Here is a 13,012-nt window from a genome sequence, read left to right on the forward strand (position 1 = left end):
CCTCCTTGTATCCGCTGGTGGCGAAGATGCCGATGCGTGCGTGGTGCTGGCGTGCGTGGTGCGTGGTGCGTGGTGCGTGGTGCGTTGATGCGTTGGTGCGGGCCCGGGGCCGCCCGTGAGCAGGGGGTCTGACAGACGGCCCCGGGCGATCAGGGGGTGAACGCGCGGGCGAAGGCGCCCACGCGCTCGACGAGGTGGTCGAAGAAGGCGGCGGGGTCGGTTTCCCACGCGATGGCCGCGTTGTGCTCCCTGCCCCACATGCCGCGCCAGTCCGCGACGGTGGTGCCCCGCGTGAGCGTGCCGGAGAGCTCCACGTCCACGGTGGCGGCCCGGGTGCGGGCCATCTCGGGGTGCAGCGCCAGCGCGGCCGCGAATGGGTCGTGCATATGCGCCAGGAAGCCCTGCCCCTGCTCGCGGTGGAACTCCATGTAGAACCGCACCGCGTCGGACAGGTGCCGCACCACCGGGTTGGACGCCTGCGAGCGCGTCCCCTCGGGGTCGTCCGGGGAGATCACCTCGGCGGGTGTGGACCCGGCCAGCTCCGCGATCCGCTGGATGTGCTCGGGCTTCATCTCGATCTGCTCGGTGAGGTCCAGCGCGCACACCAGCGGGCGGCGCTCCTCGGGCAAACCGGAGAACGCCTGGAACACGATCGCGGCGGCGTCGGGGTCCACGGCGATGTTCCACTCGGTGGTGGGCGTCGTGTTGCCCTCGTGGTTGAACGCCCCGCCCATCACCACGAGCCGCTGCAGCAGCCGGGGCAGCTCGGGCTCGATGCGCAGCGCCAGGGCCAGGTTCGTCAGCGGCCCGGTGACCAGCCCGATCACCTCGCCGGGGTGGGCCCGCACATGCTCGATCCACACCTGCGTGGCATGCCGCTCGGAGAGGGCGCGCGTCGGCGCGGGCAGTGTGGCCCAGCCGATGCCCTGGTCGCCGTGCGTCTCCTCGGTGGTCATGAGCGGCGCGATCACGGGCACTTCGGAGCCGAGCGCCACCTCGATCTCCGGGGCGCCGCACAGCTCGAGCCAGGCGAGGTTGTTGATCGCCACCTGGCGGGCGGGCACGTTCCCCGCGGTGCAGGTGATCGCGAGGATCTCGGCCTCGGGGCTGGCGAGCAGGTACAGCAGCGCGAGCGAGTCGTCGATGCCGGTGTCGACGTCGAGGATCAGCTTCTGGGTCATGGGGGTGCCTCCAACGATGCGAACGGTGGGGCCGGAGCGTTCGGGACCCTCGCTCCGCCTGTGGGCGGTCCAGGTCAGCGGGGACGTGCCGGATCGGTGAGGGCCGGGGCCCTCGATGGTCGGGATCTCGGGGTCGGGGCGCAGGCGGGCTGCACACCCATCAGGGCGAGGTGGGCCCGTCCGGGCAGCCGCAGGACGCGCGCAGGGCCAGCGTGTGCCCGGTGGTGACGCGCGCGGTGACGTGCGGCCTGGCCAGCAGCAGCCGCACGGCGTGCTCGGCGATCTCGGCGAGGGGCTGCACCACACTCGACAGGGACGGGATCGCGAACGCGGCGTCCTGCGACCCGTCGAACGTGATGACGCCGAGGTCCTCCGGGACGCGGATGCCCAGGTCGTGGGCGGCGCGCAGGAGGCCCACGGCCTGCTGGTCGTTGGACGCGAACACCGCGTCGGGCCGGTCGGCGCCCCTCAGCAGCCGGCGTCCGGCCTCGAGGCCGCCCGAGCGGGAGAAGGGCGCCTCGACGAGCGGCCCGCGCTCGAGGCCCGCCGCGGCGAGCGCGCCGGCCCAGCCGGCGGTCCGGTCCTGCGACGTCGGGAGCCCGGACGGCCCGGCGATGAAGCCGATCCGGCGATGGCCGTGCCCGATCAGGTGCTCGGTGGCCGCACGGGCGCCGCCCATGTTGTCGGGCACCACGGAGGAGGTCAGCGCGCTGGGCGCGATGCGGTCGAGCAGCACCACGGGGGTGCCGCCCGCGATGGCGCCGCTGAGGTCCGGGTCGGCGTCGACGCTCGCGAGCATGATCCCGTCGACGCGGCGCTCCATCAGGGCGTTCATGAGCTCGCGCTCGCGCACGGGGTCGTCGGCGCTGTCGGCGAGGAGGATCAGGTGGCCCGAGGCGTAGACGTGCTCCTCGACCTGGTGCGCGAGCTCGGCGAAGAACCGGTTGGACACGTCGGGGACGAGCAGCCCGAAGGTGTGCGTGAAGCCGCCCGCCAACGCCCGGGCGACGACGTCGGGCCGGTACCCGGTGAGCTCGATGGCGTCGAGCACGCGGGCCCTGGTGGCCGCCGAGACGGGCCGGGGGCCGTTGTTGACCACGTAGCTCACCACGGCCACCGAGGTGCCCGCCGCGGCCGCCACGTCGGCGCGCGTGACGCGCCCGCTCGACTCGCCCCGGTTCACGGCGCGTCACCAGGCAGCGTGGAGGCGCCGCCCGCGCCGATCACCTGAGCACCACTCATGTCTGCTTGCCCCAGTCGCCGTTGACCCGGACCGCGTGCCGCACCAGGACGGTGCTCCGCACGAGTTGTCTATGCGCGTAGAACGTAGCCAGGGGCAGCGGGGGTGTACAGCCCCCGTCCGAGTGACCTCTCACCCGGACGGGGGAACGTCACGCCTTCGAGGAGGACGCCTTCTTCGCGGGCGCCTTCTTCGCCGGCGCCTTGCGGGCGGCGGGCTTGCGGGCCGGCTTCTTGGCCGGGCCCTTCGCGCGCTTCTCCGCGAGCAGCTCGGCGGCGCGCTCCAGGGTGATCGTCTCCACCGCGTCCTCCTTGCGGAGCGTGGCGTTCACCTCGCCGTCCGTGACGTAGGCGCCGAACCGGCCGTCCTTGACCACCACGGGCTTCTTCGAGGCCGGGTCCTCGCCGAGCTCGCGCAGCGGCGCCGCCGCGCTGGCCCCGCGCCCGCGCTTGGGCTGCGCGTAGATCGCCAGCGCCTCCTCGAGGGTGATGTCGAACATCGCCTCCTCGGTGGGCAGCGTCCGCGAGTCCGTCCCCTTCTTCAGGTACGGGCCGTAGCGGCCGTTCTGCGCGGTGATCTCCTCGCCGGTCTCAGGGTCCTTGCCAACCACGCGCGGCAGCGACAGCAGCTTCAACGCGTCGTCCAGCGTGAGCGTCGCGAGCTGCATCGACTTGAGCAGCGACGCGGTGCGGGGCTTCGGCGCGGCGGCCAGCGCCCGCTTCTTCGCCGCGGCGGACAGGCCCTCGTCGAGCTCGGGCTCGGGCAGCAGCTCCGTCACGTACGGGCCGAACCGGCCCTTCTTCGCGACGATGGTGGTGCCGGTCACCGGGTCCTCGCCCAGGACGATGTCGCCCTCGGGCTGGGTCTCGATCAACTCATGGGCCTTGGCCACCGTGAGCTCGTCGGGGGCCAGGTCGTCGGGCACGGACGCCCGCTTGGGCTCCCCGCCCTCGGCGGTCGCCGTGGAGTCCTCCAGGTACGGGCCGTAGCGCCCGACGCGGAGCGTGATCCCGTCGCCGATCTCGATCGAGTTGACCTCGCGGGCGTCGATGTCGCCGAGGTTCGCGACCAGCCCGTGCAGGCCCCCCACGTCCTCGCCCACAGCCGTCACGACACCGGACTGCGGCCCGCCGTCACCGAAGTAGAACTTCGTCAGCCACGCCACCCGGTCCTTGCTGCCGGCCGCGATCGCGTCGAGGTCCTCCTCCATGCCGGCCGTGAAGTCGTAGTCGACGAGCCGGTCGAAGTTCTCCTCCAGCAGCCGGGTCACGGCGAACGCGAGCCAGCTCGGCACCAAGGCCTGCCCGCGGCTGGTCACATACCCGCGGTCCTGGATCACGGAGATGGTGGCGGCGTACGTCGAGGGACGGCCGATGCCGCGCTCCTCGAGCGCCTTGACCAGGCTCGCCTCCGTGAAGCGCGGCGGCGGGGAGGTGCGGTGGCCGGCGGCCTCGAGCTCGCTGGCGGTGAGCTCGTCACCCTCCGCCATCTGCGGCAGGCGCGCGTCGGCCTCACCCTTGCGGGCGGCGCCGTCGGCGTCGTCGTACCGGTCGGTGTCGCGGCCCTCCTCGTATGCGGCCATGAAGCCACGGAACGTGATGACAGTGCCCGACGCGCCGAACACCGCGTCGACGTCGCGCCCCGCGAAGCCCTCCACCGGCACGTCGGCCGGGATCGAGGCCGTCGCGGCCAGGCGGACGGAGGCCGTCGAGCCGCGCGCGTCACCCATCTGCGAGGCGACGGTGCGCTTCCAGATCAGCTCGTACAGGCGGAACTGGTCGCCGGACAGCTCATGCGCCACCTGGGCGGGCGTGCGGAAGTGGTCGCCGGCGGGGCGGATGGCCTCGTGCGCCTCCTGCGCGCCCTTGCTCTTGGACGTGTAGACGCGCGGCGCGTCCGGCACGTACTCCGCGCCGTACAGCTCGGCGGCCTGCCGGCGCGCGGCGTCGATCGCCTGCGTCGACAGCGCGGGCGAGTCGGTGCGCATATAGGTGATGTAGCCGTTCTCGTACAACGACTGCGCGGTGCGCATCGCCTGCCGCGACCCCATGCGGAGCTTGCGGCCCGCCTCCTGCTGCAGGGTCGACGTCGTGAACGGCGCCGCGGGGCGGCGGGTGTACGGCTTGGTCTCGAGGCTGCGCACGGTGAACTGCGCGTCCGCGAGCCCGGTGGCCAGCGCGGTCGCGAGGGCCTCCCCGAGCTGCACGGCGCCGTCCTGGCCGCTGGACTTCAGGGCGCCACGGTCGTCGAAGTCGCGCCCGGACGCCACACGGCGCCCGTCGAGCTGCATGAGGCGCGCGCCGAAGTCCGGCTCGGCGGCGTCCGCGACGGCGAACGTGCCGGTGACGTCCCAGTACTCGGCCGGGACGAACGCCATCCGCTCGCGCTCGCGCTCCACCACGAGCCGCGTCGCGACGGACTGCACGCGGCCCGCGGACAGGCCCTGGCGGACCTTGCGCCACAGCACCGGCGAGATCTCGTACCCGTACAGCCGGTCGAGGATGCGCCGGGTCTCCTGCGCGTCGACCAGCCGCTCGTCGAGCTCGCGGGTGTTCTCCAGCGCGCGCTCGATGGCCTCCCGGGTGATCTCGTGGAAGACCATCCGCTTGACCGGGACCTTCGGCTTGAGCTCCTGCAGCAGGTGCCAGGCGATGGCCTCGCCCTCGCGGTCCTCATCAGTGGCCAGGTAGAGCTCGTCGGCGTCCTTGAGCAGCCGCTTCAGCTCCGCGACCTTCTTCTTCTTGTCCTGGTCGACGACGTAGTACGGCTCGAAGCCGTTGTCCACGTCGACGGCGAACTTGCCGAAGGGCCCCTTCTTCATGTCGGCGGGCAGCTCGCTGGGCTGCGGGAGGTCACGGATGTGACCCACGCTCGCCTCCACCTCGTACTCGGAGCCGAGGTAGCCGGCGATCGTGCGTGCCTTGGCGGGCGACTCCACGATGACGAGCTTGCGACCTGCGGACATACGTTCCTGCTTCCTCGAAGTTCTGGGTTGTGGGGGACGCCGAAGCTGGCCCCCGTGCGCGGAGGCACCCGGCCGGCCCTGGGCCAGCGGTGCGCTTCCGTCGTTCGGGCACTCTACGACGTCTCGTCAAGCGCCCATGCTGGGGATGCCGGCTGGCGGGCGGGCGCCGTCGACGCCCGGGTCAGCGCGAGCAGCAAGGCGAACGCCAGGCAGGAGGCCGCGACCACGCCCGCGGCGCCTCCCAGGTAGGCCGTGAGCATCTCGGCCCGGGCGTCCAGCGCGACCCGGTGCGTCCACGTGGTCTGCAGTGCCGCGAGCGCCACCACCCCGGAGCCGAGCCCGATCAGCACCAGCCCCAGCGTGATCCGCCGGGACCACCGCTTCTCCCCCGGCCCCGCGGCCGGCGCCTCGGCGTCGCGGGTGCTCGGCATCAGCGCCACCACCGAGCACGAGATCGCCGTCCAGGCCGTGACCACCAGCACCGCCGCGACCACGTCGGAGGGGCGATGCCACTGCCCGACGAGCGTCGAGACGCCCGTGGCCGCCGTGTACCCGGCTCCGGCCACCGCCGCCCAGGGGCGTATGCGCCTCGGCACCACCAGCAGCAGCACCGCGGAGATCGAGGCCGCGGCGGTGGTGTGCCCGCTGGGCAGGGTGTTGCCCCATGTGCCCTCGACGCCGAGGTCGGGGCGTTCCAGCAGCACGAGCTTGACCAGCCGCGTCGTGACGTTCGCGCCGATCATCAGCACCGCGGCCTGCACAGCGAGCGACCAGCGCCGGCGCACCAGCGCGATCAGCACCGCGGCCAGCAGCACGACGGCGATGGCGCCGACCGACACCACGTCCAGCACTCGCTCGGCCACGCGCCAGAGCTGCCCCTGGCCGTACAGCGCGCCCTGCAGCGCGGCCCACTCGACCTGCTGGCCCGCCCACGTGTCCACGAACACCCGCCAGCACAGCCACACACCGACGGCCGACAGGGCGGCGACGACCAGCCCGGTCACCCCCGCCCTCCGAGACGTCACAGGACGCGCGGCTCGCGGGAGCGCACGGGAAGGGCTCGCGTTCGTCACCCGTCCACGGTAGGTGACGACACGGGGCGATGTGCACCGACCTCGGTCGGGCTGCCCGACGCGAGCAGGACGGCGTGCTCGCCCGCGGAGGCCAGCGACGCGCGCGACTCGGCGTCGGCGTTCACGCAGAGCAGGCACCCGCCCCGCGCCTCGAGCGCCTCGGCGGCCGCGTCGACCACCGCCGCCGACCGGCTGCCGCGCAGACGCGCCACCTCCAGGTCCAGCACGACGACGGACGCGCTGAGCGACAGGGCCCCGAGCAGCACCGCCAAGCGGTCCGCGTCCACCTGGCCGAGCTCCCCCGCGGGCCGCACCGTCGCGGTGATCCACCCGTCGGCGCCGCCCGTCGGGCTGGTCGCGGTCCTGGCCATCTCTGCCTGAGCAGTCATCTCTCGGCTCCCTCTCGTCGGCCTGTCGCGTGTTCGCGCTTGTCGCCGACCCTGGCGCGACCTGCTGTGCCCCCGCTGGGAGCGCGCGCGGGATCCCCTGGGAGCGGCAAGCCACAGCAGGCTCACAGGAACTGATCAGACCGAGCACAGGCAGTGCGCGCACCATGGGGTCATGAGCACCCCGGGGACCCGCGACACGTTGACCCGCCGCGATGGCGCCCCCATCCGCGCGCTCGTGGTGGATGACGAGGCGACGCTCGCGGAGCTGCTGTCGACAGCGCTGCGCTACGAGGGCTGGCAGGTGGAGCACGCCCTCACCGGGAACGCCGCGCTGAAGCTCGCGAAGTCGTTCGACCCGGACGTGATCCTGCTCGACATCATGCTCCCCGACATGTCCGGGCTGGACGTGCTCCGCAGGATCCGCGCCCGGGACCCGCTCGTGCCCGTGCTGTTCCTCACCGCGAAGGACGCCGTCGAGGATCGCATCGCCGGCCTCACGGCGGGCGGCGACGACTATGTGACCAAGCCGTTCAGCCTCGAGGAGGTCGTCGCGCGGCTGCGCGCCCTGCTGCGGCGGGTCGGCGCGGTCAGCGAGCGCGAGGAGGCCGTGCTCACCGTCGGCGACCTGCGCATGGACGAGGACAGCCACGAGGTATGGCGCGGCGACGACGAGATCCGCCTGACCGCCACCGAGTTCGAGCTGCTGCGCTACTTCATGCGCAACCCTCGCCGGGTGCTGTCGAAGGCCCAGATCCTCGACCGGGTGTGGCAGTACGACTTCGGCGGGCAGGCGAACATCGTCGAGCTGTACGTCTCCTATCTGCGCCGGAAGATCGACGCGGGGCGCGCCCCGATGATCCACACGCTGCGGGGCGTCGGCTACGTGCTCAAGCCCGCCGAGGGCGCGGAGGCCCCGTGACGCCGGGCCGCCCGCGTCGGCGCCGCTGGACGTTGCGGCGCCGCCTCGTCGTGGTGCTGCTCGTGCTGATCGCGGCGGTGGCCGCGGTGATGGGCGTCGTCTCGACGCTGGCGCTGCGGGACTCGCTGCTGGGCCAGATCGACAACCGGCTCGTCGCGGCCAGCGCCCGGGCCGCGAGCGCGCCGGACCGGATCGACCCGGGCGCCGGCCCGGCGCCCGACGGCGAGGACCAGGAGCCCGGCCCCCCGTTCGGCGGCGAGCACCTGCCCCCGTCGCTGCGGCTGCCCGGGCAGCAGGACGTCGGCGTGCTCAACTACTTCGAGCAGGACGGCATGGTCTTCGCCGGGTACTTCGACGACTCCGGGGAGTTCCGGCCGTTGACCTCCGAGCAGGCCGGCGCCCTGGCCGACGTGGAGCGTGACGGCGAGCCCGCCTCGGTGACGATCCCCGACCTGGGCGGCTACCGGGTCATCGCGACCACCACGAGCGACGGCGCCGTCGTCGCCACCGGGATCTCCACCGCCGACGCGACGGCCACCGTCGAGAGCTACGTGATCGTCGAGGTCGTCGTGGCCCTCGCGGGCCTGCTCATCGCCGGGTTCCTCGGGTCGTGGCTGATGGGCCGTGAGCTCCGGCCCCTGAACCGGATGGCCGCGACCGCGACCCGGGTGGCCGAGCTGCCGCTGTCCCGCGGGGAGGTCATGCTCGCTGAGCGCGTCCCCGAGGACGACACCGACCCGTCCACCGAGGTCGGCCAGGTGGGCTCTGCCCTCAACCAGATGCTCGGCCACGTCGAGGCGGCGCTGGCCTCACGGCATGAGTCCGAGACCCAGGTGCGGCAGTTCGTCGCCGACGCGAGCCATGAGCTGCGCACCCCGCTCGCGTCGATCCGCGGCTACGCCGAACTCGTCCGCCGCCTGCCCGACGAGCTGCCGCCCGACGCGCTGCGCGCCATGAGCCGCGTCGAGTCGGAGTCCCGCCGCATGACCGCCCTCGTGGAGGACATGCTGCTGCTGGCCCGGCTGGACGCTGGCCGCGAACTGGAGCAGCAGGACGTGGACGTGGCGGCGCTGGCCGTCGACGCGCTGGCCGACGCCCACGCCGCCAGCCGCGACCACGTGTGGCGGCTCGACATGGACGAGACGGAGGACTCCAGCCCGCCGGTGGTGCGCGGCGACGAGCACCGACTGCGCCAGGTGCTGGCCAATCTGCTGTCCAACGCGCGCGAGCACACGCCCCCCGGCACCACTGTGCTGCTGGGGGTGCACGCCGACGCCGGGCACGTCCGCCTCACCGTCCGGGACGACGGGCCGGGGATCGCCGAGCCGCTGCGCTCACGCCTGTTCCAGCGGTTCACCCGGGGCGACTCCTCGCGCAACCGCGCGACGGGCTCCACCGGCCTAGGCCTCGCGATCGTGCACGCCGTCGTGCTGGCCCACGGCGGCACGATCACCGCCGACGGCACGCCCGGCGCGACCACGTTCACCGTCACCCTGCCCGCGGTGACGGCCGCCGACGACGTGCCGCCCACCCACGGGCCGGACACGGCGGCGGAACCGGAGCAGGGCGAGGCCTGAGCAGCGCCTCCGGGGCCCCGCGAGCCCGTCGTGGCGCCAGTCGTGCGTTTCACATCACCAGGTGGTGCGGGACGGACTCGCCGCGCGGGCCTCCCGCTCAGGAGACTCGTCTCGTGCAGGAGCCCTTCTCCCGCACCGGGGGGAGCACTGCTGATGATCCGCGTCGTCGTCGCCGACGAGAGCAGGCTGGTCCGGAAGACCCTGACCGCGCTGCTCGACACCGAGGACGACATCGACACCGTCGGCGAGGTCGACACCTGTGCCGGTGTCGTCGACGCGGCCGCTGCCTGGCGCCCGCACCTCGTCGTGCTCGACCTCGACCTGGTCGACGCCACCCGCACCGACGCCGGGCGACTCGCCGCCACCCTGCACCGCCAGGACCCGCCGGTGCGGCTGCTGCTCCTGACCACCCTCGGTCGCCCCACCTCCGTGCTGCCGGTGCTGAGCGCGAAGGCCGGCAGCATGATGCTGAAGAACTCGCCGCCCCGGCAGATGATCGACGCGATCCGGCGCACCGCCGCCGGGGAGCGCGTGCTGTGCGCCGAGCTCGAGACGACTGCCGGCCGGCTGCGCAACAGCCCGCTCAACGAGGCCGAGACCGCCGTGCTGGACCGCATGGCCTGCGGCTGCGGGCTCGCGGACGCGGCCGCCCAGCTCGGGATCTCGGAGTCCGAGGCGCAGCGCCACCTGCTCGCCGCGCTGCGCAAGGTCGGGGGCCGGGATGCGGTCGAGGCGGGGCGCATGGCGCGGGCGAACGGCTGGGTCTGACCCCGTTCGGCCCGCTCGGCTCATCCCGTGGCGCCCTCGGCGACCTGTGCGCGCCGGCTCCGCGCCCGGCGCGCGTCCCCTCTCGACGCAGTCGAGGCGGGCGCCCCGTTGAGCGCCCGCCTCGACTTCCCCCTGCGCGTCCGATTGCCGGCGACCTCCGCTGCACGTGGTTGACAGTCCCCCTGGCCTCCGGTGCTGCGGCGCCCGCTGTCAGAACCGGACGTCCCCCGGCGTCCGAGCCCTGACTATCGGCTGCATGCCGTCAACTTAACGGCCCTGAGCAGGGACGGAAGTCCCTTTCGGGAGAAAGTGCGAAACGCACGCGCACCGCGCGCATCCCCCATCCCAGCGTCCGATTGGCTCCCTTTGCGATGGGAGACAAGGGGCGAAACCCACCTTTCCTCGGTGCGCATCGCACTACGCCCGCCCTGCTGCCGTCGAGGACAGTGGGGGCCCGAGGCGCCGTCGGCGCCCACGAGAGGGGAGCTCGACATGACGACGCTCATCAGCCCGGAAGCGACACTCGACGAGCTGTACACCATGCTCGACGCCGCTGGCCCGACGGCCGAGCCCACGGCCGCCCCGGCGACCGGCGCCGCCCATGTGGAGGACTTCGAGTCGTTCTACTGGTTCACGCTCCGCGTTCCCGGCCACTTCCACCCGGGGGAGTTCGCCCCGAAGTGACCCTTCCCGCCACGAGGACCTCTCTCGGGGCGGCGACGACCCCGGCGCCTGTCCGCATGACACTCGACTCGCTCGTGAGTCTGGCGGATGGCGCCGGGGTCGTCCTGTGTCCCGGCCCAGGCCCGTCGGAGCCATGGACGCGCCCAGGCTCGGTCCGCCTGGTGAGCGAGGGGCGCCATCACGCCGTCACGTCCGCGACCGAGCGCGCACTGCTCGCGACGCTGAACCCACGTGGCGGGCGCAGCGCGCTGGTCGACGTCCTCGCCACGGTGACCCCCGGGATGACGGCCACCGCAGCCGAGTGGTGGACCGCCCTGCAGCGGCTCGCCAACCGCGGCGTGATCCACCTCGAAGAACCTGGCTGCGCCCCCGAGGCCGACGACGCCGCCGGCGCCCCACCGGTGGCACTCGTCATCGCCGGGGACACCCGAGGCTCCACTGGTGACGGCGTCCGCGCAGCGCTCAACGCAGCAGGGCTCGCCGCGCCGCGGCAGGCCGCCGGCGCCCCGGTGCACGTCGTGCTCACCTCCGATCTCGTCAGCGGCGCCGCCCGGGACGCCTATGACGCGGCGCTGTCGGCAGGCGCCCGGGTGCTGCCGGTCGGACTCGGGCAGCACACCGTGCAGATCGGGCCGCTGCTGCACGCCCGTCACGGCTGCCCGCTGTGCCTGACCCGCTCGTTGCTGCCCGGCGCCGCCCACGAGCCGCCCCATGACGCGCCCCTCGGCTGGTCGAGCGCGGCCGAGCACGTCGCCGGAGGCCTCGTCGCGGCCCGGCTCGGCGCCCGGCTCGGCGACAACTCAGCGGAGGCGTGGGAGCTGGCGGTGGTGGACCTGCGCCGGATCACCACGACCCGGCACCGGCTCACCCGGTTCCCCACCTGCGCACGGTGCGGAGTCCCGCCCGAGCGCCCTCTCGTCGCATCCGAGCTGTCGGCGCTGCCGCCCGCCCCGGTCGACGCCGCCCACGGGTACCGGTCCGGGAGCGCAGCGGAGTTCGTCGCGCTGTGCGCGCCACACGTCGACCCCCTCACCGGCGTCGTGCTCGAACTGGTCGTGGTCGAGCTGCAGGACGCCGAGCCAGGCGCGGGCGGCCACGTCGTGCGGGCACGGCACCGGGTCCGCACGGGTGACGGGTGGACGACGCTGACCGCGCTCGGGCGCGGCGCCGATCCCGCCCAGGCCCATGCGGCGGCGCTCGGCGAGGCCATCGAGCGCTTCTCGACGTCGTGGCACGGTGACGAGCCGCTGCGGCGGGGCACGCTCCGCGAGCTGGGCGAGGACGGGCTGGACCCGGCCGAGTGGCTGCTGTACGCCGATGGGCAGGCCGACCATCACGGCGCCACGCCCCGGCTGCTCGGGCCGGACGAGGAAGTCGACCTGGCGCCACTCCGGTCGCTGACCACCGGCAGGGTGCGCTGGGCCCCGGCGTCGGCGCTGCTGTTCGGGCACTCGGGGCCGCACGACATCGGGGCGCCGGACTCGAACGGCTGCGCTGCGGCGGCGACCTGGTCGGAGGCGGTGCTGCACGGCCTGCTGGAGCTCGTCGAACGGGATGCGGTGAGCCTGTGGTGGTATCCGCGCTCACGGCGGCCCGCCCTCGACCCGTCGATCCTCGGCCCGGTCCTGCGCGCGCAGACAGATGCCCGGCTGCGCGCTGCGGGACGCGAGTGGTGGCTGCTGGACCTGACGCATGACCTCGGCGTGCCCGTCGTGGCGGCGGTGAGCCGACGAGTCGGCTCCGCGTCCGAGGCGATCGTCTTCGGCTTCGGCGCCCACCTCGACCAGGCCGGCGCCGCACGGCGCGCGCTGGGCGAGCTCGACCAGATGCTGCTGCTGGGCCCCGACACCGACGCGCCAGGGGCTCCGCCCGAGGCGCGGGCGTTCTGGGCGGAGGCGCGCCTCGACACCCACCCCTACCTGCGGCCGCACGCCGACGCCCGGCCGTGCCCCGCCCAGGTGAGCCCGTCGGGGGACGCCGCAGCCGACGTGCGGGCGCTCGTGGCCCTGCTCGCCGCGCACGAGGTCGAGGTCCTCGTGCATGACGTCACCCGCCCGGAGACGGGCATCCCGGTGGCACGCGTCGTGGCTCCCGGACTACGCCACCTCGACCGGCGGCTCGGGCCCGGGCGCCTGCACAACGTGCCCGCGAGACTGGGGTGGGCGCCACCCGGGCCGCTCGAGCCCAATCCCGTCTGGCTCTTCGTCTGACGTGCC

10 protein-coding genes are annotated in these 13,012 nt (G+C 73.8%); 5 read left to right on the forward strand and 5 right to left on the reverse strand.

Annotated elements, in window-relative coordinates; all coding sequences use genetic code 11:
- Positions 1-149: 149 nt before the first annotated feature.
- The 5 genes from BN3788_RS11255 to BN3788_RS19805 form a co-directional block, all read right to left on the reverse strand.
- Positions 150-1,181: a nucleoside hydrolase gene (locus BN3788_RS11255; protein ID WP_066585872.1), complete on the reverse strand. Its 1,032-nt coding sequence runs from the start codon at positions 1,179-1,181 to the stop codon at positions 150-152.
- 160 nt (positions 1,182-1,341) lie between these two features.
- Positions 1,342-2,364 (reverse strand): LacI family DNA-binding transcriptional regulator, encoded by a 1,023-nt coding sequence (locus BN3788_RS11260; protein ID WP_066585875.1) that lies wholly within the window; start codon positions 2,362-2,364, stop codon positions 1,342-1,344.
- Between the two features lie 208 nt (positions 2,365-2,572).
- Positions 2,573-5,386, reverse strand: coding sequence for a type I DNA topoisomerase (gene topA, locus BN3788_RS11265; RefSeq protein ID WP_066585877.1), 2,814 nt, complete (start codon positions 5,384-5,386; stop codon positions 2,573-2,575).
- A gap of 113 nt (positions 5,387-5,499) precedes the next feature.
- Complete coding sequence (locus tag BN3788_RS19800) at positions 5,500-6,390, reverse strand: phosphatase PAP2 family protein (RefSeq protein WP_234346611.1); 891 nt, start codon at positions 6,388-6,390, stop codon at positions 5,500-5,502.
- Between the two features lie 65 nt (positions 6,391-6,455).
- Positions 6,456-6,848, reverse strand: a complete 393-nt coding sequence (locus BN3788_RS19805) for a hypothetical protein (RefSeq protein WP_234346613.1) — start codon at positions 6,846-6,848, stop codon at positions 6,456-6,458.
- 172 nt (positions 6,849-7,020) lie between these two features.
- Between BN3788_RS19805 and BN3788_RS11280 the strand changes: the two genes are divergently transcribed.
- From BN3788_RS11280 to BN3788_RS11300, 5 genes are all read left to right on the forward strand, one after another.
- On the forward strand, positions 7,021-7,767 hold the full coding sequence (locus BN3788_RS11280) for a response regulator transcription factor (protein ID WP_066585881.1): 747 nt from the start codon (positions 7,021-7,023) through the stop codon (positions 7,765-7,767).
- Positions 7,764-9,344, forward strand: a complete 1,581-nt coding sequence (locus BN3788_RS11285) for a sensor histidine kinase (protein WP_234346614.1) — start codon at positions 7,764-7,766, stop codon at positions 9,342-9,344. The genes BN3788_RS11280 and BN3788_RS11285 overlap by 4 nt, the downstream gene beginning before the upstream one ends.
- Positions 9,345-9,497: 153 nt before the next feature.
- On the forward strand, positions 9,498-10,112 hold the full coding sequence (locus BN3788_RS11290; protein ID WP_066585890.1) for a response regulator: 615 nt from the start codon (positions 9,498-9,500) through the stop codon (positions 10,110-10,112).
- A gap of 492 nt (positions 10,113-10,604) precedes the next feature.
- Positions 10,605-10,796 (forward strand): hypothetical protein, encoded by a 192-nt coding sequence (locus BN3788_RS19300; protein WP_066585893.1) that lies wholly within the window; start codon positions 10,605-10,607, stop codon positions 10,794-10,796.
- A gap of 161 nt (positions 10,797-10,957) precedes the next feature.
- Positions 10,958-13,006, forward strand: a complete 2,049-nt coding sequence (locus BN3788_RS11300; RefSeq protein WP_159066889.1) for a TOMM precursor leader peptide-binding protein — start codon at positions 10,958-10,960, stop codon at positions 13,004-13,006.
- Positions 13,007-13,012: the final 6 nt, after the last annotated feature.

Origin of the sequence: Cellulomonas timonensis (genome assembly GCF_900046455.1) — a bacterium.
Lineage (GTDB): Bacteria > Actinomycetota > Actinomycetes > Actinomycetales > Cellulomonadaceae > Cellulomonas_A > Cellulomonas_A timonensis.

Bases quoted from the DNA above. Each gene is read 5' to 3' on its own strand.
- topA (WP_066585877.1), bottom strand. From the start codon at position 5,386: ATGTCCGCAGGTCGCAAGCTCGTCATCGTGGAGTCGCCCGCCAAGGCA.
- BN3788_RS19805 (WP_234346613.1), bottom strand. From the start codon at position 6,848: ATGACTGCTCAGGCAGAGATGGCCAGGACCGCGACCAGCCCGACGGGC.
- BN3788_RS11280 (WP_066585881.1), top strand. From the start codon at position 7,021: ATGAGCACCCCGGGGACCCGCGACACGTTGACCCGCCGCGATGGCGCC.
- BN3788_RS11255 (WP_066585872.1), bottom strand. From the start codon at position 1,181: ATGACCCAGAAGCTGATCCTCGACGTCGACACCGGCATCGACGACTCG.
- BN3788_RS11290 (WP_066585890.1), top strand. From the start codon at position 9,498: ATGATCCGCGTCGTCGTCGCCGACGAGAGCAGGCTGGTCCGGAAGACC.
- BN3788_RS19300 (WP_066585893.1), top strand. From the start codon at position 10,605: ATGACGACGCTCATCAGCCCGGAAGCGACACTCGACGAGCTGTACACC.